Consider the following 19,603-nt stretch of genomic DNA (forward strand, 5'->3'; position numbering starts at 1 on the left):
TTTGTCCAAGCTTTTGCCGCACAACGCGAAAAGAGAGGCCAGCGCCCCTCTTTTCTCCTTAATCTATCGGCTTATCATTTGCATCTTCCTGAAGGATCTTCAGCAGTTCTTCGTACTCCTGCCGCAAGCGGAAGTATTCATCCGCGATGTTTACCGCAGAGAGTACGGCAATTTTAGCGGTGTCCAGTCGATGGTTGCCGTTCGCGATTTCGTTCATCTTGTCATCAACGAAACCGGCCACCATGCGTATGTGATTGACACTTGCCTTGCCACTGAGCCGGTATTGTTGGCCGAAGATATCCACCGTCAAACGATTTTTCCCATCACCTTGCACGAGGGGTTCCTCCCTACTGCGACCTTTGCTCTACTGTATCCTTTTTAGGTTACTGAAAATGTCAGAGTTCGTCAAGCCATCTTACATCCGCAGTTCGGCACCCGTATTGTTTTTCAGCGCTTCGACAACAGCGGTTGTCACCTGCTGGATTTCTTCATCCTGCAAAGTGCGCTCCGCGTGGCGGAACACGAGAGCAAACGCCATGCTCTTCTTGTCCTGTGCAATCCGCTCGCCTGTGTACACATCGAACAAGGTCAACGATTCCAGCAGCTCGCCCGCCGCTTCGCGAATGGTCGCTTCCAACGCACCCGCAGGCACGCTGCGGTCTACGACCAGCGCCAGGTCGCGCGTTACAGCCGGGAACTTAGGCAACTGGCTGTAGTGTCCAACCTCGGCAGCCGCCTCGATCAGCACAGCCACATCCAACTGGAACACGTACGTCTCAGACAGATCGTACGCTTTTTCCGTACCTGGGTGTACTTGCCCCAGATAGCCCAATCGTTTGTCGCCTGCCCATACTTCCGCTGTACGGCCTGGGTGCATGCCGGCAATGTCCGCTGCCGCTTTGTACTGGGCTGTGCGGATGCCCAGGCGCGCCAGGAGCGAATCGACAATCCCTTTGACCTGATAAAAGTCTACAGGCTGTTTCGCGCCCATCCAGTTTTGCGGCAAAAGCTGCCCTGTCAGCGCACCTGCCACGTACAGACGCTCTTCCGGAAGCTGCGTCAGCGACTCTTCGCGCGTCAAAAACACGCGGCCCAGCTCAAAAATGGCGACGTCGTGATTTTGCCGATTTTTGTTGTAGGCGACGGTTTCCAACAGACTTGGAACGAGGCTGGTGCGCAGTGTGCTGTGCTCCTCGCTCATCGGCATCAAGAGGGACACCGGGCTTACTTTTTCCTGATGCAGACCCGCAACTGCCTCCACGCGGTCCGGGTGCACCAGTGCGTAGGAAATCGCCTCGCTCAAGCCCGTGCCGATCAGATGGTGACGGATCGTGCGGCGCAGCTTTTGCTCGTGCGTCAGTTGGCCTTGCGTGGTCGAGCCAGTCGGCAGGCTGGTCGGGATGTTATCGTAGCCGTACAGACGCGCCACTTCCTCCACCAAATCTTCCGGCAGTGTAATGTCGCCGCGTCTCGTCGGCACGGTAACGGTCCAGCTTTCGCCTTCGGTTGTGAACGGAAATTGCAAACGCGTAAAAATCGGGGAAACGTCTGCGGCAGACAGGCTCGTTCCCAGATGTTGATTGATTTTGTCCAAAGTCACGGTGACAACGGCCGGCTTCGCTTCGTTTACGACTGCGGAGCGGATGCCTTTGGACACGCTGGCCCCGGACAGTTGCTGGATCAAAGCAGCGGCACGCTCTCCCGCTTCCTGCACGCGCGCCTGATCGACGCCTTTTTCCCAACGGACGCAGCCTTCTGTGCGCATGCCGAGTGTGCGGGCGGTGCGGCGGACTGTTTTTGGCGTAAACCAGGCGGCTTCGAGAATGATTTCCTTCGTCTCGTTCGTAATCTCGGAGTTGGCTCCGCCCATCACGCCGGCGATGGCCAAGCCTTTTGCCGGGTCGGCGATCAAGAGAGTCTGCTCATCCAGTTCGCGCTCCTGGTCATCCAAAGTAACGAGCTTTTCCCCTGCGTTTGCCAGGCGGACGACAATTTTGCGATCCTGAACCTGCGCCGCGTCAAACGCGTGCAGCGGCTGCCCGTACTCCAGCAAAACGTAGTTGGTGACGTCTACCACGTTGTTGATCGGGCGAATGCCTGCTGCCATCAGGCGATTTTTCATCCATTGCGGGGAAGACGCAATTTTGGCATTCGTGAAGTGGCGGCCGTGGTATTGGTAGCATTCGTTTTCGGCTGCGATCGTAACTTCCAGCGGGTTCTCCCCGCCGTCTTCGGTCAGCTCGATTTGCGGCAGCACCACTTCTTTGCCCAAGATAGCGGCCACCTCGTAGGCAACGCCGAGCATGCTCAGGCAGTCAGAGCGGTTTGGCGTCAGGCCAAGCTCCAGCACGTAGTCGTCCAGCCCGAGGTAGGAGACTGCGTCCATACCGATTTCCGCATCCTCCGGCAACACCATGATGCCTTCCTGCTGGTCTTTTGCCAGCAGCTTGTCGTTTAGCCCCAACTCTTTTGCCGAGCAAATCATGCCCTGGGATTCCACGCCGCGCAACTTGGAGCGCTTGATGTTCAGGCCCCCGGGCAGTTTTGCGCCGATCAGCGCGACGGGTACTTTTTGCCCTTTGTCTACGTTTGGCGCTCCGCAGACGATTTGCAGGTCTTCGCCTTGCCCCGCATCGACCACGCATACGCTCAGACGGTCAGCGTCCGGGTGCTTGCTGCGTTCTTTGACATACCCGATCACTACACCGGAAACACCTGCGTTGCGCGATTCTACTGCGTCTACCTCAATCCCGCTGCGAGTCAGCTTCTCAGCCAGCTCCTGGGGCGTCGTTCCACTCAGATCGACGTATTCGGATAACCATTGATACGATACCTTCATCTTTGCCTCTCCTCTCTAGCCTCGGTTGAACTGACGCAGGAAACGAACGTCGTTGGTATAAAAATGGCGGATGTCCTCCACCCCGTATTTGAGCATCGCGATACGCTCTACCCCCATTCCGAAAGCAAAGCCGCTGACTTCCTGCGGATTGTAGCCGGCCATTTCCAGCACGCGCGGGTGCACCATGCCGGAGCCCAAAATCTCGATCCAGCCCGTTTGCTTGCACACGCGGCAGCCGTGACCGCCGCAGTTGAAGCATTGCAGGTCGACCTCTGCGCTAGGCTCGGTGAACGGGAAGAAGCTCGGACGCAGGCGAATTTGCTGGTTTTCCCCGAACATTTGGCGGGCAAACGTCAGCAGAATCCCTTTCAGATCGCTCATGCCGATGCCTTTGTCAACCACGAGGCCCTCGATCTGCGTGAACTGGTGGGAGTGGGTCGCATCGTCATCGTCGCGGCGATACACTTTTCCGGGACAGATGATCTTCACAGGCGTCTTGCCTTCTTTTTTCAGCATCGTCCGCGCCTGCACCGGAGACGTATGGGTGCGCATCAAAATTTCGTCCGTCACGTAAAACGTATCCTGCATGTCGCGCGCCGGATGGTCTTTTGGCAGGTTGAGCATTTCGAAGTTGAAGTGGTCCATCTCCACTTCTGGTCCTTCTGCCACCTCGAAGCCCAGACCGATGAAAATGTCTTCGATCTCCTCGATGATGCGGGAGAGCGGGTGCATCGTTCCGGCAGGCACCGGACGCCCTGGCAAGGTTACGTCTACCGTCTGGGACGACAGCTTCGCGTTCAGCGCCGCTTCTTCAATCGCCTGCTGCTTGCTGGAAAAAGCTGTCTCCAGCGCTTCCCGCACTTCGTTGACCAGTTGCCCGACTACCGGACGCTCTTCGGGAGACAGGCTGCCCATCCCGCGCAGCAGTTCTGTCAGCTCGCCCTTTTTCCCCAAATATTTGACGCGCAACTCCTGAAGTTGTGCAGCTTCCGTCACCTGGCTGATTTGCCCCAGCGCGGACTCCTTCATTTCTTGCAACCGAGTTTGCACTTCGTATCGCTCCTTTTTTCTGTAGATAAAAAAAGAAAAACCCGCCCCAAAAAGGGACGAGTTACTTTTTTCTCGCGGTACCACCCTTGTTAGACAGACGGCTCGCTTTCGTGACAAAGCTGTGACAATATCACTAACAGCGAACGAGACTTCTGTCTCACTTCAGCTCATTGGTAACGGGAATGACCCGGCTGCTCCTACTGCGCGAAAGCGGTTCAGAGTGCGGCTTCGGAGTGAATTCGGCAGCTATCGTGCTAAAGATGCTCGCAGTCTGTGGCACCTTCTCCCTGAAAAACAGATAGGACCTGCGTACTAGTCTCCGTCATCGCTTTGCGTTATAATCGAGATGTAGGAAAATTATAGCGCAACAAGAGAGAACTTTCAATTATACAAATGTTACATATCACTTGTTCTCCCTAGTTCGATTTTCGCAAATCCGAAAGGGGACTTTTGACATGATCGAGAAGGTTACGGCCCTTTATGATAAGACATGCGTCTGTCGGCATTGCCAAGCGACTTTTTCCACCAAACGGATCAGAACCGGCGCTCTTACCATGATTCACCGCGACAGCGACTTCTATACCACGTTCAAGGAGCAGTCGCTGAATCCGATTTTATATACCGTCAACGTCTGCCCGGTATGCGGCTTCGCCTTCACCGATCAGTTCACAAGCAAGCTCGCTCCGTGGCAAAAACAGGCCGTCGAGGAGCACATCTCCATGAAGTGGCAGCCAAAAGATTTCGGCTCCATTCGCAAGGTGCAGGAAGCGATTGTCAGCTACAAGCTGGCGATTTACGCCGCCGAGCTGACCGATCAGCCGCACTCGGTCAAAGCGGGCCTGTACTTGCGGCTCGCCTGGCTGTACCGCTACATGGACAATCTCCCGGAAGAGCTGCGCTTCATCGCGATGGCGGTCGACGAGTACGAGGAATCGTACATTCACTCCGACTATGCCCACGGTGACAAGGAAATGTCCGAGGTCAGACTGCTGTACCTGATCGGCGAGCTGTACCGCCGTCTGGAAAAATTCGAACTGGCGATCAAATATTTCGGCAAGGCGCTCGCTTTTCGCAACCATACGATTGAGAGCGGTATCATCCGCATGGCGCAGGATCAGTGGCAACTGGCGCGCGAGGAATTTAAAGAGAAAAAAAGCGAGCAAAAGATCGGCTGATAGCGGCATGAATGCAGGTATTTCAACTTTGTTGTTGGAATGCCTTTTTTTCTTTTGCATGGCGCAGGGAGAAGCGGGAGGCATAGCGCCGGAGAATGGTTTTCTCTGAACGGCTCTCGCCTTTTTGCCTTTTGTTTTGTGCGAGCGGGCGGCAGATCAGTTCGCGGCTGTCAGCGCTGAGCTCGCCAAGCAAGGGGAGGCGGACTTTTTAACGCCTTCGCCTACCTGGTCCACGATGCCAGCGAACTCGTTGCCGGGAATTTGCGGAAGCTTTACGGAAATGCCTTGGGGTGTCCAGCCGCTTCGGATCGCGCAATCGTAATGCTTTACCCCGGCCGTTTTCACGCGGACCCTAACTTGCCCCGGACCCGCCTGCGGATCGGGAAACGTCATGACCTCCATGACCTCTGGTCCGCCTATTGAACGAAATGCTGCTGCTCTCATTGTGCAACTCTCCTATATTTTTCCGGATTGGGTAACAACGTTTAACGCAATGTTTTTAATGCGCCGCTCCAGGCAATCAGTTCGTCTAGCATGGCGTTTACTTTATCTACGTGCAGTTCGGCGGGGTTGAATGTTTGGAAATTTTCGAAATCGGCAAAGATCGAAAATGTCGGGTGCGCGCGGACGTCTGCCACGAGCAGCTCTCCCAAAATTCCGCGCAAATGCTCGGCTGCACGCGCCCCGCCCGTCGATCCGTAGCTGACGATGCCCGCAGCCTTGTTGTTCCATTCCGTGCGTGCCGAATCCAGCGCGTTTTTCAATGCTCCCGTGATGCTGTGATTGTACTCCTGGACGATGAACACGAATCCATCCAAGCTGGAAAGCTTTTTGGACCAAGCGACCAGGCCAGGCTCATTGCCTGTGCCTTCCCCGAAAAAAGGCAATTGAAACTCGGCGATATCTACAATTTCATACATCGCATCTCCGCGGCCATCGGCAATGCCTTTCACCCAGTTTGCGACTTGCGGGCTTACCCGCCCTTGGCGCGTGCTTCCCAAAATAATGCCAATTTGCAATTGTTTCATGAAGAATCCTCCCATCATTCGATGTTTGTTCGCTTCGTGTCCTCCACCTTTTGAGCGGCTTTCCTGTTCCTTCCGCGTTGCCTATCACCATACGGCTACGGCACATAGGCATATAACAAAACCATACTATGCTCGTGCAGAGCGCCCCAAGAACCAGGAAAGCTGGATGGAAACGGGCGCGCGAGGCAGGTGTGGGGCGAATTTTCGCTAGGCTGTTTGCTGGTGGGCGGCACCTTTCTGGACGCTCAGCCTCCCCTCTGTCCACTCTTCCACTCTGACACTGCCCAGCGAGTCACTTGGGAGACGTTGAGCCAAAGTGTGTTGTGCTCCTTGCATGCTTTATTTTACAATCACTTACATATAAACAAAAATATATCTTAAATCATACAGATCATATACTCAGGTATATAGGAAAGGAGAGCATGCGCATGGAGTTGTTGCAGTTGCACTATTTTCGCACGGTAGCCCGGACGGAGCACATGACGAAGGCAGCCCAGGAGCTGTGCATCGCGCAGCCTGCGCTGAGCAAGACGATTTCGAGGCTGGAGGAAGACTTGGGAGTTCCCTTGTTCGACCGACACAGAGGCCGGATTCGTCTGAATGCGTTCGGCAAAGCTTTTCTGGACAAAGTCGAAAAGGCGCTCACCCTGCTGGAAGAAGGCAGAAAAGAAGTGTCCGAGCTGGCCGGACTTGAACAAGGGAGCATTCACCTCGCCACGTCGACGCTGGATCGGTTGACGGATGCGCTGGGCGAGTTTCTCGCGCTGTATCCGGAAGTCAGCTTTCGGATTACGCAAGCTTCGATGGAAGAAATGACGCAGTTGGTGGAGGCTGGCGAAGTCGACATGTGCTTTACAGCGCTGCCAATCAATCGGCCCGACATTAGCACGGTGTCCCTCCTGAAAGAAGAAGTGTACCTGGCCGTTCCCCACGGACATCGGTTTGCGGGGAGGAAAAGCGTTCGCTTGAGCGAACTGGCGGAGGACCCGTTTATCGGGTACAAGGAAGGGTTTCCTTTTCAAAAAATGAACGATTTGTTTTTCCGAGAAGCCGGGATCACGCCTAACTTCGTCTGCCGGGTCGACGAGCCTACCGCCATTGCCAGCCTCGTCCGGGCGGGGCTAGGCGTCGCGCTCGTAGGCAACTGCGGAGGCCCGGGCTCCCCGCTGAACCTGCTGCGGATTGAGTTTCCCGTGTGCCAGCGCAATTTCCAGATTGCCTGGAACGAGAAGCGGTACTTATCGCTTGCTGCGCGTAAGTTTCGCGACTTTCTCATCGGGTACTTTGCGGAAGTGGGGGAAACCGGGGAATGAGAAGCGCGGTGAGGTAGGGTGTCGGTGGTGGTGAGGTGCGGACTTTGATGCGGCGTGAGGCGGTGCGGGCTGGGAGGCGGCTCGGGCTGCAAAGCGGCGCGGGCTGCGAGGCGCGGCGGCCTGCGAGGCGCGACGCGGACAGTAAGGCGGCGCGGGCTGTGATACCGCGCAAACTGTAATGCCACGCGAGCTAAATCGCACCATCCAGAAACTACAGCACGCCCCCTTTCACCTTGCCCTGCTGATCGCCCTCCCAAAATTCACACGAAAAAAAACAGGGACACTGGACTCTTTTCCCCAGTATCCCTGCTTTGCTGTCACTGTCTTCTGTTGCGCTGCGCTTCATACACAAAAATGCCCGCCGCGACGGCGGCATTCAGCGATTCCGCTTTGCCGTACAGCGGAATGTGCACGAGCTGGTCGGCGCAGGCCAGCATCTCTTTGGACACGCCTCGGCCTTCGTTGCCGATGACGAGCGCGATCTTGCCGCAATAATTCGCCTGATCGTAGGACACGCTGTCTTGTGCCAAGGACGAGACGAGGACACGCCCGCCTTGCTGCTTCCACTCGTTTGCCGTGGCAGCGAGCTCCCGCGAAAAGACAGGCAGGCGGAACATGGCGCCCATCGTGGCCCGCACGACTTTTCCGTTGTAAATGTCGACGCTGCCCTTGCCCAGCACGACTCCATCCACACCGGCGGCCTCTGCCGTTCGCAAAATCGTGCCCAAATTGCCCGGGTCCTGGATTTCATCGAGGAACAAAAGCAGGGCATTTTCCTTGGCTGACAGCTTGTCAACCCATTCGTCCCACTGACTCGCCGTCTTCTTCACTGCCGCGACGATTCCTTGCGGCGATTTCGTTTCCGACAGCTTGGCCAAAACCGCAGCGGACGCCGCGATTACTTGCGTAGCCTGGGGATGGTTCGCCAATGCCCGCTGGCAGGCGGGATCGAGGCTGCGCTCCTGATCGTACAGGATGGTCGTCACTTCCGCCCCGCTGTTCAGCGCCTCCTCCACCAGATGCGCGCCTTCGACGAGGTAGCGTCCCTGCTCCTCCCGGCCTTTTTTATCGAGCAACTGGTGCAGTCTTTTCACCAGCGGATTTTGAACTGAAGTAATGATTTCATGTGCCATCGTTATGCCCGCTCCTCAAATGCTTTCAAGTCTTTGTTGTTTCCGATTACAACAAGAACGTCTCCGTACTGGATCACTTCATCCGGGCTTGGAGCGATGTTGAATTTGTCCCCGCTTTTGATCGCGATGACGTTGACCTCGTACTTTCTGCGGATGTCGAGCTGTCTCAAGTTTTGCCCGACCAGCTTGGACGATACGACGACCTCTGCCACGCTGTAGTCCTCCGCCAGCTCGATAAAGTCGAGGACGTTTGCGGAGATGAGATTGTGCGCCACACGCACGCCCATGTCCCGCTCCGGGAAAACGACGCGGTCGGCCCCTACTTTGTACAACACTTGTCCGTGCCGCTCATTTTGCGCTTTGGCGACGATTTTTTTCACGCCCAGCTCCTTCAGCGTCAAGACAGTGAGGATGCTCGCCTGAATGTCGACCCCGATCGCCACGACCACTACGTCGAAGTTGCGAATGCCGATTTCCTTCAAGGCGCGTTCATCTGTCGAATCAGCCGCGACAGCGTGGGTGACATACTGAATATTTTCATTGATGCGCTCTTCGTTTTCATCAATGCCCATGACTTCGTAATCCATCTCGTACAGCGTCCTGGCAACACTGGAACCAAAACGGCCCATTCCGATGATGGCAAACTGTTTTGACATGCTGATCTTCTCCTTCGATCCTATATCCAATAACTTGCATTATAGCATTAGACAGCGTAGCTTTGCACAGGCGAAACCAAAAGATGCCCGTGTCCAATGAAATCGCTTCGCGACAAAGGGGTATGAGCAATCCGGCGAAGACAAATACTAACTCATGAATTTATTCTCACAAGAGAGGTGCTGGCTAAGGTATGAACATTGCCTCGCTCAATTTGCGTCAAGCGATCATGTACAAAATGCAAGGCTCGGATTCCGGAGCGGTAGAAGAAACGATCAGCGATGCGATCGCAAGCGGCCAGGAAAAAACCTTGCCTGGTCTCGGCGTCCTGTTTGAAGTGCTGTGGCAAAACAGCGATGCTTCCTCCCGCCAGGAGATGGTCGAAACTATCGCTTCCCATCTGCCCGCTCAAGCGGAAAAGCCGATTTAATTGGAAAGCCAACCGAACACGAGCAAAAGGGAGAGACGCCACTACGTCTCTCCCTTTTTGTCTTCTGCCACCTGCTGCGAGGAGCGCGAACGAATCAACTGAAGCACAGCCAGCAAAATCGGAAAGAGCACCGTTGGCAAGTAGCTGAAATACGTCAGCTTTTGGGCGTAGGCAAAAAATTCGACGATGTTTTGCGGCCACAGCGCGACGTAAAAAAGCGGGAAGAAGAAGATCAGCGCGATGATTCGCTGAAAGCGGATCCCTTTTTTCAACCACAGCCGCGTGGCGAAAATCATCGAGTAGTACATGTTGCCGAACGTCGTAAACACGGACGCCATCCAGATCGTGAGAAAAGCCGACTCTATCCGTTCCAGAAACCAGCCGGTTTGTTGCGCGGTTTTGACCATATCCAGCGTCGGCCAGATCAGATGCTGCAACTCCTCGTAGCCAAACACCACGATGCCCGCCGCAGCGGTCAGCACATACGACACGATCGTGAAGGCAAACCCGCTCCAGGCCGCCAGCGAAATCCGCGCTCCCGGCATCGCCAGCCCGAAGTAGATCATCATCAGCTCAAATCCCGTGTACATCGTAAACGTTCCAATCGCGGTGCTGGCCACTCCCTGCCATGAATCAATGTGCAGCGGCAGCAGATTGTACCAGTTCGCACTGTTGATCGTCACGTACGGGATGATGAGGATCGGCACAAACATGATCGGAAACAACAGCTCGTTGACCCTGACCAGCACCTCGAACTCGTGCATGCACAAGTACAAGACGATCAAAAGCAAAGTCAGCAAAATCACTTCAAGGGGCGTGTCCAGCAGGACAGACGTGACAATGACCTCGCCAAACCCGCGGGCGACCATCGCCGTATTCAAAAATTGAAACAGGAGGTACAAAAGCACCCACGGGATGTTGAGAATTTTTCCCAACCACGGGTGCCGATGGCCGCCAAAGACGAGCGGGCCGTACTCTACAAAGGTCAGTCCTGGATACTGCCTGCTCAAATAGATGATCGCCATAAGAGGGATAACCACAATCAACCCGCCAACGAGAGGCCCCAGCCAGCCCACTTCCTGCAGTTCCGTGCTGGCGGTACGCGGTAAGGTAAGGATTCCCACCCCGATCATCGAGCTAATCAGGATTGCGATTAGTTGCCATGTACTGATGTTGCCCCTTTGATTTCCCATCTTTATCGGCTCCTATTGCATTTCCATACCTAAACGGCGAATTTTGATCGTATAGTCAACGCCAATTGGAAAATTTTTAAAATCCTTCTTCCAGTCGTGCTTCTCCCAGTAATCCCGGTAGTGGTGCGCTCGAAGCGCCAGCCCGAGCTTCAAAATGTCGCTGTTGTACTCCTTTTGCAACTGGTGAAACAGCTTTTTCGCCCGTTCCTCCATCTCCTTTTTAATCAAGCCCTGCATTTTCTGGATGAAAACTTCCGGGGACATGTTCGTATTGGCGGTCACTTCCACGATATCTCCCTGCAGCTCGCAGGAAAACATCGCGGCAAGCGCCCCTTTGTTGTTCCTTCCTTTCAAATCCAGTCTCGTTTTGACAAAGTGAGGCCGGAATGTCACATAGCCGTTGTCCGTACCGGGCAGCGGGATGACGACATCGCCCCCGCGCTCTTCGTTTCGCAGTTGCAAAAACGACCACGACTGCACTTCGTTGAGCGTCCCTACCATTTTGTGCCCGCGAAAGACGGCCACGCCTCTCCAGCGTACCTCGGTCGCGCTCGCCTGAACGTAGTTGAGAAAAGGCTCCATCGTCTTGTTCGAGGTCTGGTTGAAGTAGTCTCCCAGCGTCTGATCGGGAATCGTGCCCATCTTCGCTCCGTTTTCGATCAGGTCCATCAGAAACACGACGGGGACTTGCGCGAGCTGCGGCTTGATTTTGAGCAAGGTGGCCGCTTCCCCCTTGACGACGATCGGCCACATCAGGCGGCGGATTTGCGGCTCCCGGCGAAAGCTGTCCATAATGTCGCCGATGCCTTTTCTCGCTACTTCTTCACTGACGGCAAGCACGCGGGTATGGCCCAAAAACAGCTTCTGGTTCAGCCGAATTTGCAGATTGTTGTTGGCATCGAGAATCGTCCGGCCCGTCACGCTCATGATCTTGACCGCATCGGCATTTCCGCCGCCGCCTTGTCCGCTGCTTCCGGCGATCTTGATCGGGATCGGAATTTGCACAGTCAATCTGTACAACTCTTCTTGTCCCTCTACCATATCTACCGCAATGGCAAGTACGGAAGTGCGCTCCTCCAGCTCCCTTCTGTCCCAGCAGCCCGTCAAAAGAGAGACGCACACGCACAGAACTGCCAGCCCAAGCCATCCTTTAGCCATCTGCATTCCTCTCCTTTTGTTTTCGCCCCAGGTCCCGGATGAAAAGCATTGTCAAATAGAGAATAGGGATCCCCAAATTGAGGATGAGGCTGTAAACGCCCAAATAGGAGCTGATCCGAAACAGTTCTACGATGTTTTGCGGCCACAGCGCGATAAAGTAAAGGGGGATGAACATGACTGCCGAGAGGATTCGCTGAAAACCCATCCCTCTGTTGAACAACTGGCGCAAGCCGTAAATGAAAGCGTAGTAGGCGTTGGCCACGGTAGTAAAAACAGCCGTTACCCACACGGCCAGAAAGGCGGATTCCAGCCTTTCCAAAATCAGTCCCGGTACCTGTGTGGTCTTCACCAGCTCCAAGGTTGGCCAGGCTACGCGCTGCAGCTCCTCGTAGCCGAAGACGACGATGCCCGCCACTACGATCAAGGTGTAGACGACCAGCGTGATCGCGATGCCGTAAAAACCAGCTTTTACTTTGCTCTTGTTTTCGTGCGCGTAGGCGAAAAAAATGAGCATGATTTCGTAGCCGGAAAAAGAGTAGACCGCTTCGTAAGCTCCCTTGAGCAGCGACGGGCCGGTCGCTCGAAAAAGCGGCAGCAGATTGTTCCACTCCGCTTTTTGAAACGAGGCGAGCGCAATGAACAGCACAGGGAGCAAAACGAGCGGCAGCAACAGCTCATTGATCCGGGCCACGACATCCAGATCGTGCAACGTGAGGATGAATGCCAGCGCAAACATGGTAATAATGATGACTTCCAGCGGTGTGTCGAGCAAAACGGAAGTCACTACGACTTCGCCAAAGATGCGGGAGACAATCCCGGTCGCAAGGTACATGAAGCCGAGATAGGCGAGAATCCAGGGGAAGCTGAGCCACTTGCCCAGCCGCGAATTTTTTTTGGCCCCCCAGACGATCGTGCTGTACTCGACGAAGGTCATTCCCGGAAAACGCTGGCTGAGCTTTGCGATCATCCAGACAGACACAAAGGCAATGACGGAACCGAATACAGGCGACATCCAGCCCGCTTCATACAAGATGGCTGAGGTGGAACGCGGCAATGTCAAAATGCCTACGCCGATCAGCGTACTGGTAATCAAGGACGTCTGCTGCCACAAGGAAAACGTTTGTTGTCGGCTGCTCACGTCCTGCCTGCTCACGGTTTTTCATCCTCTCTCATGCGGATTTCATCCTGGATGTGAAACATCGTCGGGCGAGTTCTCAACAAGTGATGGGGCGCACGGATGAACAAATCCTTCATCCCCTTCAGATTCAACGGGCTAAGCGGCGACATGTAGGGCACGCCGAACGACTTGAGCGATGACAAATGAATCAGGATGACGATCAAAAACAGCATGATTCCGTACAGGCCGAACATTCCTGCGAGCAGCATGACCGGGAAGCGCAGCATCCGAATGGCAATCGCCGCACTGTAGCTGGGCGAAGCAAAGGAACCGATGGTCGTCACCGCCACGATGATAACCATGACAGGGCTGACCAGACCCGCGGATACGGCTGCCTCCCCGACCACCAGCGCCCCGACGATCCCGATCGTAGGTCCGATCGGCCCTGGCAGCCGGACGCTCGCCTCCCGCAAAATCTCAATCGCCAGCTCCATGAACAGCGCCTCTACCAGCGAAGGAAACGGCACCGTCGATCTCCCTGCCGCCATCGCGATGACGAGCCGGGAAGGAATCATCTCAGGATGAAACGAGCTAAAGGCGATGTAGAGCGAAGGCAACAGCAGCGCAATCGTAATACTGATAATGCGGATAAATCGCAGCAACGTCGCGATGTAAAACCGCTCGTAATAATCCTCTGGACTTTGGTAAAACTGGGAAAAAACCGCCGGGGCAATCAAGGCAAAAGGCGTTCCGTCCACCAGAATGCTCACCTTGCCTTCCAGCAAGTTTGCCACGACCTTGTCCGGCCTCTCCGTATTTTGAATCTGCGGAAAGGGCGACCAGCGGCGGTCCTGAATCAGTTGCTCGATGTAGCCGCTCTCCAAAATCGAATCGACGTTGATTTTCTCCAATCTCGCCAGCATTTCTTGCACCAGCAGCGGATGGGCCAGGCCATCAATGTACATGACGTAAACATCTGTCTGCGTCCGTTGGCCGATCACCATATGGCGCACTCTCAGGTTCGGGTCTTTCAGGCGAAACCGGATCAAGGCGGAATTGACGCAGAGCGTCTCGCAAAAGCCGTCCCGCGGCCCGCGCACGACAGACTCGGTCTGCGGCTCGTCGACGCTTCGGCGGTCCCAGCCCCGCGTGTTGTTCAAATACGCTTTGTTGTCGCCATTGCGCATGAGCACGGCGCTTCCTGACAAGATGTTGCGAATGACCTGTCTCAGCCCGTCCGTCGACTCCAGCTCATTGGATGCCGGGAGGTCGTCGGGAATTTTCGGATCGGACATGTACACAATGATAAACTCGCTGATGATGTTGCGATCGACCATCCCGTCGAGAAAAACGATGGCGCAATCGGTGTCGCGCTTGTCGCGAAAGCGGCGGACGACCAGGTCGTCGCATTTTCCCAGCTCTTTCTCGATCATGATGATGTTTTCGTCCACATCCAACGAAAGCTCTATATCCGAGACACTTTCCATGCTTCGATCGGCATGATGGTGTAACGCCTTCTCCTGAAGGGTTTCCTTCCGCTTTTGCCACGCTTTCCAAAACTGGCTCAACGCTTTCCCCTCCTAGATCGTGGGCATGCGATTTCGAGTACGGATAGTGTGCCCAAGAAAGGAAATGAAAACCCATTTTATGCGAAGAAACGAAAAAGGCCCGACAGATGTCGGACCTCTCTCATATAGCTGCGCTCGACTTATTGTTTGCTTGCGGGCAAGCCTTTTACCGGCTCTCCCAGCAGCGGAGTGGAAAGAACGTAAATGCCGTGGTTGGAGAAGGCCCAGATCAGGTTGCGGTCCCACTCGACGAAAATGCTGTGCACCGGGTTGGAATGCTCGCTCTGCTCAATACCGCTGCCGTCGTTGCGCAAATACTCACCGGACATTTTCGGCACAAAGTAAGCGCCAATCGTCGGTTTGTTCGGGTCTTTCAGGTCAAACACTTGCACACCCGCGTTGTAGAACGCATACGGCATCACGGTCTGGCTAGGCGTGCCCGGCTGAATCGCCGCATAGCCGCTGTAGTAGACCATTCCCGTCGTCTCGACCTTGGTCACGTCGATGTTGTCGCCTTCGGTTCCGCTCACGCTCATCGGCATGTCAATGTGGGACACGGCTTTCATGTTGTTCGGGTCGCTGATGTCAACCACCCAGAAGCCGTAGCCGCCCATGGCCGCATACCCGTACTTGCCGCCTTCTTGCGCGGGTCAGTAATGTCGTACACGTTGTACATCGTCGTCTCGTAGTCGTACAAATACCGGCGGCCGTTCAGGTCAAACGTGGCCTGCCAACTGTGGCCCCAGCCCGCCACATACGGGTAAAACCCTTCGATCTTCATGTTTTTGAGATACTGGTTTTGATCCAAGTACGGCAAGCTTCCCTCAAAAGGCTGCGGCCCTTCGTTGTCCGGCGTAGCCGTCGGGTGCTTGAACGTGCCCGTTTTGCCATCGTACCCCCACGTACCCGCAGCAGGCTCGGTCGGTTCGCCTGGCAGCAGCTTGTGCTCCCCTTTTGGATACGGCGGCGGTGCGTCAGGCGCATTCACGTTCAGTCCTGTGCGCAAAGCGACAAAGCTGTTGGTCTGGGTTGCCCCGGCTGCATCCACTGCCGTCAGTGGAAAAAGCGCACCTGCTGCGAGCGCAGTGGCAAGCCATGCACTGACCACCCGCTTCGTCTGTTTCTTTTTCAATGAATATTCCCCCCTGCCTGTTTTTTCGTCAACGCTCTTATGAGAAAGTCTCGATGTTACGAAGAAATGTCTTTCTTGTCGCTTTCGCTTTGCTTGCCCATGTTCACGGATGCTTCATAGGCAGCCGGGTTTGCCTTTTTCCAGATGAAGTAGGCGATCGTGATGACGATAAGCAGCGGGAAGCCCATGGTCAACGTGTCCTTGAACTCCGGCTGGAACCAGGTCGAGAGTACGACGCAAGCCAAAAGAACAGCTCCGACAATCGTCAGATACGGGTAGCCGATCATTCTCACCGGGAGCTTGCGCCCGCCCATTTTCTCCCATTTGCGGCGGAAGAACAGGTGCGTCACAAAGACCATGAACCAAGCGAACATGGCGCCGAAGCTGGAGAGCGAAATCATGACGACAAACGACTGGTCTGGCGCGACGATGTTGATAATCGAGGCAATGGCAATCCCGATCGTGGACAAGGCCAGCGCTTTGACCGGGACGCCTTTTTTGCTCAGCTCCCCGAGCTTGGCAGGAGCGAAGCCGCCGCGCGCCAAGGAAAATACCATCCGCGTGGAAATGTACAGTTGGCTGTTCATCGCAGACAAGGCAGCGGTCAGTACGACGAAGTTCATGATCCCGGCCGCACCATGAATATTGATTATTTGAAATACTTTGACAAACGGACTCGCATCACTTCCGGCATTTTGCCACGGCACGATCATCAGCATCAGGGCGAGCGTCAGGATGTAGAACAGGACGAGACGGACAACGGCGGATTTCAGCGCCATCGGCACGGCTTTTTCCGGCTCCTTCGCTTCCCCTGCGCTGACTGCGATCATTTCGATACTGAGATAAGAGAACAAGGAGATGAAGATCGCGATCCACATGCCCCACATGCCGTTCGGGAAAAAGCCTCCGTTGTTGGTGAAGTTTTGCGGACCGATCTCCGGGTTTGCGCTACCGCCGAATACGACATAAGCTCCGAATACGATGAACAAAATAATGGCAGCGACTTTAATCATCGAGAACCAGTATTCGACAGTACCGAACAGGTTCACACTGGTAGCGTTTACATAAAGGAGTACGGCTGAGAAAATGACGATCCAGACGATGCCCGGCACGTCAGGGAACCAGTATTTCATGTAGACAGATATCGCGGACACTTCGGTGCCGACTGCGCAGACCAGGCTGAACCAATAGGCGTAGCGGACGGAGAAGCCTGCCCACGGATTGACGTAGCGCTCCGCGTGAGCGCCGAACGATCCTGTCGTCGGATGCGCGACGGTCATTTCAGCCAGGCAGCCCATCAGCAAAAGCGCGATGACCGCCCCGATCAAATAGCTGACGATCACGCTCGGCCCGGCAAAGCCAATCGCCATCCCGCTTCCCAAAAACAGCCCGGTACCGATTGCGCCCCCGATGGCAATCATGGCTAGCTGGCGGGTGGTTAACCCGCGCTGCAGCCCTTTTTCACGCTCCATGATGTCCTGAAAATGGTTTTGCTTTGACAATTGCGCACACTCCTTTGCCCAAGCGACTAGGCGACAACACCGCGCTTGTTCTCGAATTTTTCGTACCGTTTTTCTTGCATGATCGCTTTTAGCACCTGCACGCTTTCCCACACCTCGGTGTACGTGTTGTAAAAAGCAACCGGAGCGAGGCGAATGATGTTCGGAGCGCGGAAGTCAGGGATGATGCCGCTCTCCTTCAACGCCTTGCAAATCCGGACGGCTTCTTCGTGCTCCAGGCTGACGTGGCCGCCGCGGCGCTCGTCTTCCTGCGGATTGGCAATGGCAAAGCCCATGCCTGCCAACTCCACTTCGATCAAGTCCATCATGTAGCGGGTCAGCTTCAACGATTTTTCCCGCAGCTTCTCGATTGGGACTTCCTGGAACATTTCCAGCGAGCCGATTAATGGTGCGACGCTCAGCATATGCGGTGTGCCCAGTTGATAAGCGCCTGCCGTCTCGCATACATCCAGCGTGTGCTCCATATCGAACTGTTTGTCTTTTTTCGAGCTGTACCAGCCAGTCAAGCCCGGCACTCTACCAAAATGCTTGCGGTTGACATACAGGCTTCCGACGCTGCCAGGGCCGCCGTTGACGTATTTGTAGTTGCACCAGTAAGCGAAGTCGACTCCCCATTTGCTGAAGGAGTGCGGAATCGCTCCGACCGAGTGGCAGCCGTCAAAGCCGATGAGGATGCCTCTTTCGTGCGCCGCTTTGGTCAGCCGTTCGATATCGAGCAACTGTCCGCTGCGATAGAGCACGGTCGGCAAGATGACGAGCGCGACTTCCTCGGTCATGGCGGCGATGATGTCGTCCTCCTCGATCAGATGGCCATCCCGCGAAGCGATGCGAATCAGCTCTTTCTCTGGGTCCAAGCCGTGCAGCTTGATTTGGCTTTGCAAGGCGTAAATGTCTGTCGGAAAATCAAGCTCGGTCGCGATGATTTTCGTTCTTTTACCTTCCGGGTGATAAAAGGTGGCGGCGAGCTGGTGCAAGTTGACCGTGGTCGAGCCTGTGACGATTACTTCCTCGGGCTCCGCGCCGATGAGAGATGCGCTCATTTCGCCCAGTTTTTCTGGCAGGAAAAACCACGGATGCTCGCCGGTTGTCCACCCGTCAATGCCGAGCTCTTTCCACGACTGCAAAATGTCCTGCAAGCTTTTCTCCGCTCGTTTGGACATCAGTCCCAAGGAATTGCCATCCAGGTACATCGAAGGCAGCAAGTAAAACTCTTCGCGGTATTTCGCCAACTCGTCCTGGGCATCCAGTTGCTGCGCGTAGTTTTTGCTGAGTGGAATGGATGATTGAGCCATCGTAACCTCCTTGAAATTTCCGTTACAGAAAACGGGTTTGTTCTTTTGTGACTCCCCCCACGCCCCAGTGGGAAGGGGGAAGCTCTGTTACCAGCACGCGGACCTGGTCCGGCTTTACTTGCAAGCTGGCAGTGACAGCCTGGGTAATTCCCTCGATCATTTGCCTGATCTGTTCCTTGTCTCGCCCTTCCAGTATGGACACCTGTACAATCGGCATCAAAACCACCTCTGTCTTTTTCGACAGTCCGAAAAGTCGCTGCCCGTGTTGGCTGTCTATGCCTGACAGCCAAAGGAGACGCTGCCGAGGCCGTCGACAGTGACCGTAATGACATCCCCCGGCTCGAACGGAATCGCTTCCGTGATCGCGCCGGACAGGACGATCTGGCCTTTTTTCAAGCCCAGGCCGCGCTCGCCCAGCTTGTTGACAGCCCAGGCCATCGCCGCTGCGGGCGAACCGAGCACGGCCGCTCCAGAGCCTGTAGTTTGTATGACGCCATTTTTGCTCATGACCACACCAGCCAGGGCGAGATCGTATTCGTCGGGCGCTACCCATTTGCTGCCGACGAGAAAAGCCGAAGAGGAGCAATTGTCCGCCACGACGTCCGGGAGGGTGAAGCGGAAGTTTTCGTAACGGCTGTGCCCGCCAGATCGTCCCCGAGCAAAAACGCGATTTCCGGCTCGGCCTTCGGATGGATGAAGCGTCGGTAGGAAAGCGGCTCCCACTCCAGCGCGAGCATCCCGTCCGTCAAGTAGCCGTAAATCGCTTCGTGCACGCCCATCATCTGCTGCTTGGCCCGGCTGGTCAAGCCCAGCTTCAAGCCGATGCAGCGCTCGCCATCCGCTTCCATGCGCGCAATCAGTTGCTGCTGAAGCTCATAGGCCGTCGCAATGGGCAAATCGGGGCAGCGGGCTGTCAGCTTCTCCACCTCGCGCCACTCGCGGTATGCCGCAAGTAAATATTCGACCATCTCTCTCTGTACTTCCTGCGTCACTGCCATTTG

General features: G+C 55.3%; 18 protein-coding genes and 2 pseudogenes. 3 read left to right on the forward strand and 17 right to left on the reverse strand.

Annotated features, from left to right (window positions below; translation table 11 throughout):
- Positions 1-58: 58 nt before the first annotated feature.
- The 3 genes from zapA to pheS form a co-directional block, all read right to left on the reverse strand.
- Positions 59-334, reverse strand: coding sequence for a cell division protein ZapA (zapA, locus tag AC27IT_RS04245; RefSeq protein WP_005829271.1), 276 nt, complete (start codon positions 332-334; stop codon positions 59-61).
- A gap of 81 nt (positions 335-415) precedes the next feature.
- Positions 416-2,839 (reverse strand): phenylalanine--tRNA ligase subunit beta, encoded by a 2,424-nt coding sequence (gene pheT, locus AC27IT_RS04250; RefSeq protein WP_487091613.1) that lies wholly within the window; start codon positions 2,837-2,839, stop codon positions 416-418.
- A 15-nt stretch (positions 2,840-2,854) separates the two neighbouring features.
- Complete coding sequence (gene pheS, locus AC27IT_RS04255) at positions 2,855-3,889, reverse strand: phenylalanine--tRNA ligase subunit alpha (RefSeq protein WP_005829276.1); 1,035 nt, start codon at positions 3,887-3,889, stop codon at positions 2,855-2,857.
- A gap of 455 nt (positions 3,890-4,344) precedes the next feature.
- On the opposite strand from pheS, the gene AC27IT_RS04260 reads away from it, so the two are divergent.
- Positions 4,345-5,064, forward strand: coding sequence for a DUF2225 domain-containing protein (locus AC27IT_RS04260; protein WP_007776620.1), 720 nt, complete (start codon positions 4,345-4,347; stop codon positions 5,062-5,064).
- Positions 5,065-5,274: 210 nt separating this feature from the next.
- Here AC27IT_RS04260 and AC27IT_RS04265 read toward each other — a convergent pair.
- Together AC27IT_RS04265 and AC27IT_RS04270 are read right to left on the reverse strand one after the other, a co-directional pair.
- Positions 5,275-5,508: pseudogene (locus AC27IT_RS04265) on the reverse strand (alcohol dehydrogenase catalytic domain-containing protein); the annotation flags it as partial.
- A gap of 41 nt (positions 5,509-5,549) precedes the next feature.
- Complete coding sequence (locus tag AC27IT_RS04270; RefSeq protein WP_487091614.1) at positions 5,550-6,092, reverse strand: NADPH-dependent FMN reductase; 543 nt, start codon at positions 6,090-6,092, stop codon at positions 5,550-5,552.
- 428 nt (positions 6,093-6,520) lie between these two features.
- Here AC27IT_RS04270 and AC27IT_RS04275 point away from each other — a divergent pair, with 428 nt between their 5' ends.
- Positions 6,521-7,405 carry a LysR family transcriptional regulator gene (locus tag AC27IT_RS04275; RefSeq protein ID WP_283858941.1) on the forward strand — a complete coding sequence of 295 codons (885 nt, stop codon included), beginning with the start codon at positions 6,521-6,523 and terminating at the stop codon, positions 7,403-7,405.
- Positions 7,406-7,722: 317 nt separating this feature from the next.
- On the opposite strand, the gene rlmB is transcribed toward AC27IT_RS04275, so the two are convergent.
- Positions 7,723-8,538 carry a 23S rRNA (guanosine(2251)-2'-O)-methyltransferase RlmB gene (gene rlmB / locus AC27IT_RS04280; RefSeq protein ID WP_005829286.1) on the reverse strand — a complete coding sequence of 272 codons (816 nt, stop codon included), beginning with the start codon at positions 8,536-8,538 and terminating at the stop codon, positions 7,723-7,725.
- Positions 8,539-8,540: 2 nt separating this feature from the next.
- Positions 8,541-9,194: a potassium channel family protein gene (locus AC27IT_RS04285; protein ID WP_005829288.1), complete on the reverse strand. Its 654-nt coding sequence runs from the start codon at positions 9,192-9,194 to the stop codon at positions 8,541-8,543.
- Between the two features lie 191 nt (positions 9,195-9,385).
- On the opposite strand from AC27IT_RS04285, the gene sspI reads away from it, so the two are divergent.
- Entirely contained in the window at positions 9,386-9,622 is a 237-nt protein-coding gene (gene sspI, locus AC27IT_RS04290; protein ID WP_005829290.1) for a small acid-soluble spore protein SspI, read from the forward strand.
- A 41-nt stretch (positions 9,623-9,663) separates the two neighbouring features.
- Here sspI and AC27IT_RS04295 read toward each other — a convergent pair whose 3' ends face one another.
- The 10 genes and pseudogenes from AC27IT_RS04295 to AC27IT_RS04340 form a co-directional block, all read right to left on the reverse strand.
- Positions 9,664-10,815, reverse strand: a complete 1,152-nt coding sequence (locus AC27IT_RS04295; protein ID WP_005829292.1) for a GerAB/ArcD/ProY family transporter — start codon at positions 10,813-10,815, stop codon at positions 9,664-9,666.
- Between the two features lie 12 nt (positions 10,816-10,827).
- Positions 10,828-11,973: a Ger(x)C family spore germination protein gene (locus tag AC27IT_RS04300; protein ID WP_487091615.1), complete on the reverse strand. Its 1,146-nt coding sequence runs from the start codon at positions 11,971-11,973 to the stop codon at positions 10,828-10,830.
- Positions 11,966-13,111 carry a GerAB/ArcD/ProY family transporter gene (locus tag AC27IT_RS04305; protein WP_025844148.1) on the reverse strand — a complete coding sequence of 382 codons (1,146 nt, stop codon included), beginning with the start codon at positions 13,109-13,111 and terminating at the stop codon, positions 11,966-11,968. The genes AC27IT_RS04300 and AC27IT_RS04305 overlap by 8 nt, the downstream gene beginning before the upstream one ends.
- A gap of 11 nt (positions 13,112-13,122) precedes the next feature.
- The gene (locus tag AC27IT_RS04310; protein ID WP_487091616.1) at positions 13,123-14,658 is read right to left on the reverse strand and encodes a spore germination protein; all 1,536 of its coding nucleotides are present in this window, start codon (positions 14,656-14,658) and stop codon (positions 13,123-13,125) included.
- A gap of 140 nt (positions 14,659-14,798) precedes the next feature.
- The gene (locus tag AC27IT_RS04315; RefSeq protein WP_487091617.1) at positions 14,799-15,272 is read right to left on the reverse strand and encodes a hypothetical protein; all 474 of its coding nucleotides are present in this window, start codon (positions 15,270-15,272) and stop codon (positions 14,799-14,801) included.
- A complete protein-coding gene (locus tag AC27IT_RS04320) occupies positions 15,221-15,790 on the reverse strand; it encodes a hypothetical protein (protein WP_483072573.1) in 570 nt (189 codons plus the stop codon). The genes AC27IT_RS04315 and AC27IT_RS04320 overlap by 52 nt, the downstream gene beginning before the upstream one ends.
- Positions 15,791-15,846: 56 nt before the next feature.
- Positions 15,847-17,292, reverse strand: a complete 1,446-nt coding sequence (locus AC27IT_RS04325) for an amino acid permease (RefSeq protein WP_487091618.1) — start codon at positions 17,290-17,292, stop codon at positions 15,847-15,849.
- A gap of 26 nt (positions 17,293-17,318) precedes the next feature.
- Positions 17,319-18,602 (reverse strand): kynureninase, encoded by a 1,284-nt coding sequence (gene kynU / locus AC27IT_RS04330; protein WP_487091619.1) that lies wholly within the window; start codon positions 18,600-18,602, stop codon positions 17,319-17,321.
- Between the two features lie 22 nt (positions 18,603-18,624).
- Positions 18,625-18,819, reverse strand: coding sequence for a 4-oxalocrotonate tautomerase (locus tag AC27IT_RS04335; protein WP_007776590.1), 195 nt, complete (start codon positions 18,817-18,819; stop codon positions 18,625-18,627).
- A 56-nt stretch (positions 18,820-18,875) separates the two neighbouring features.
- Positions 18,876-19,600 (reverse strand): annotated as a pseudogene (locus AC27IT_RS04340) (2-keto-4-pentenoate hydratase).
- Between the last annotated feature and the right edge of the window lie 3 nt (positions 19,601-19,603).

It is taken from the genome of Brevibacillus sp. YAE8 (assembly GCF_057543335.1).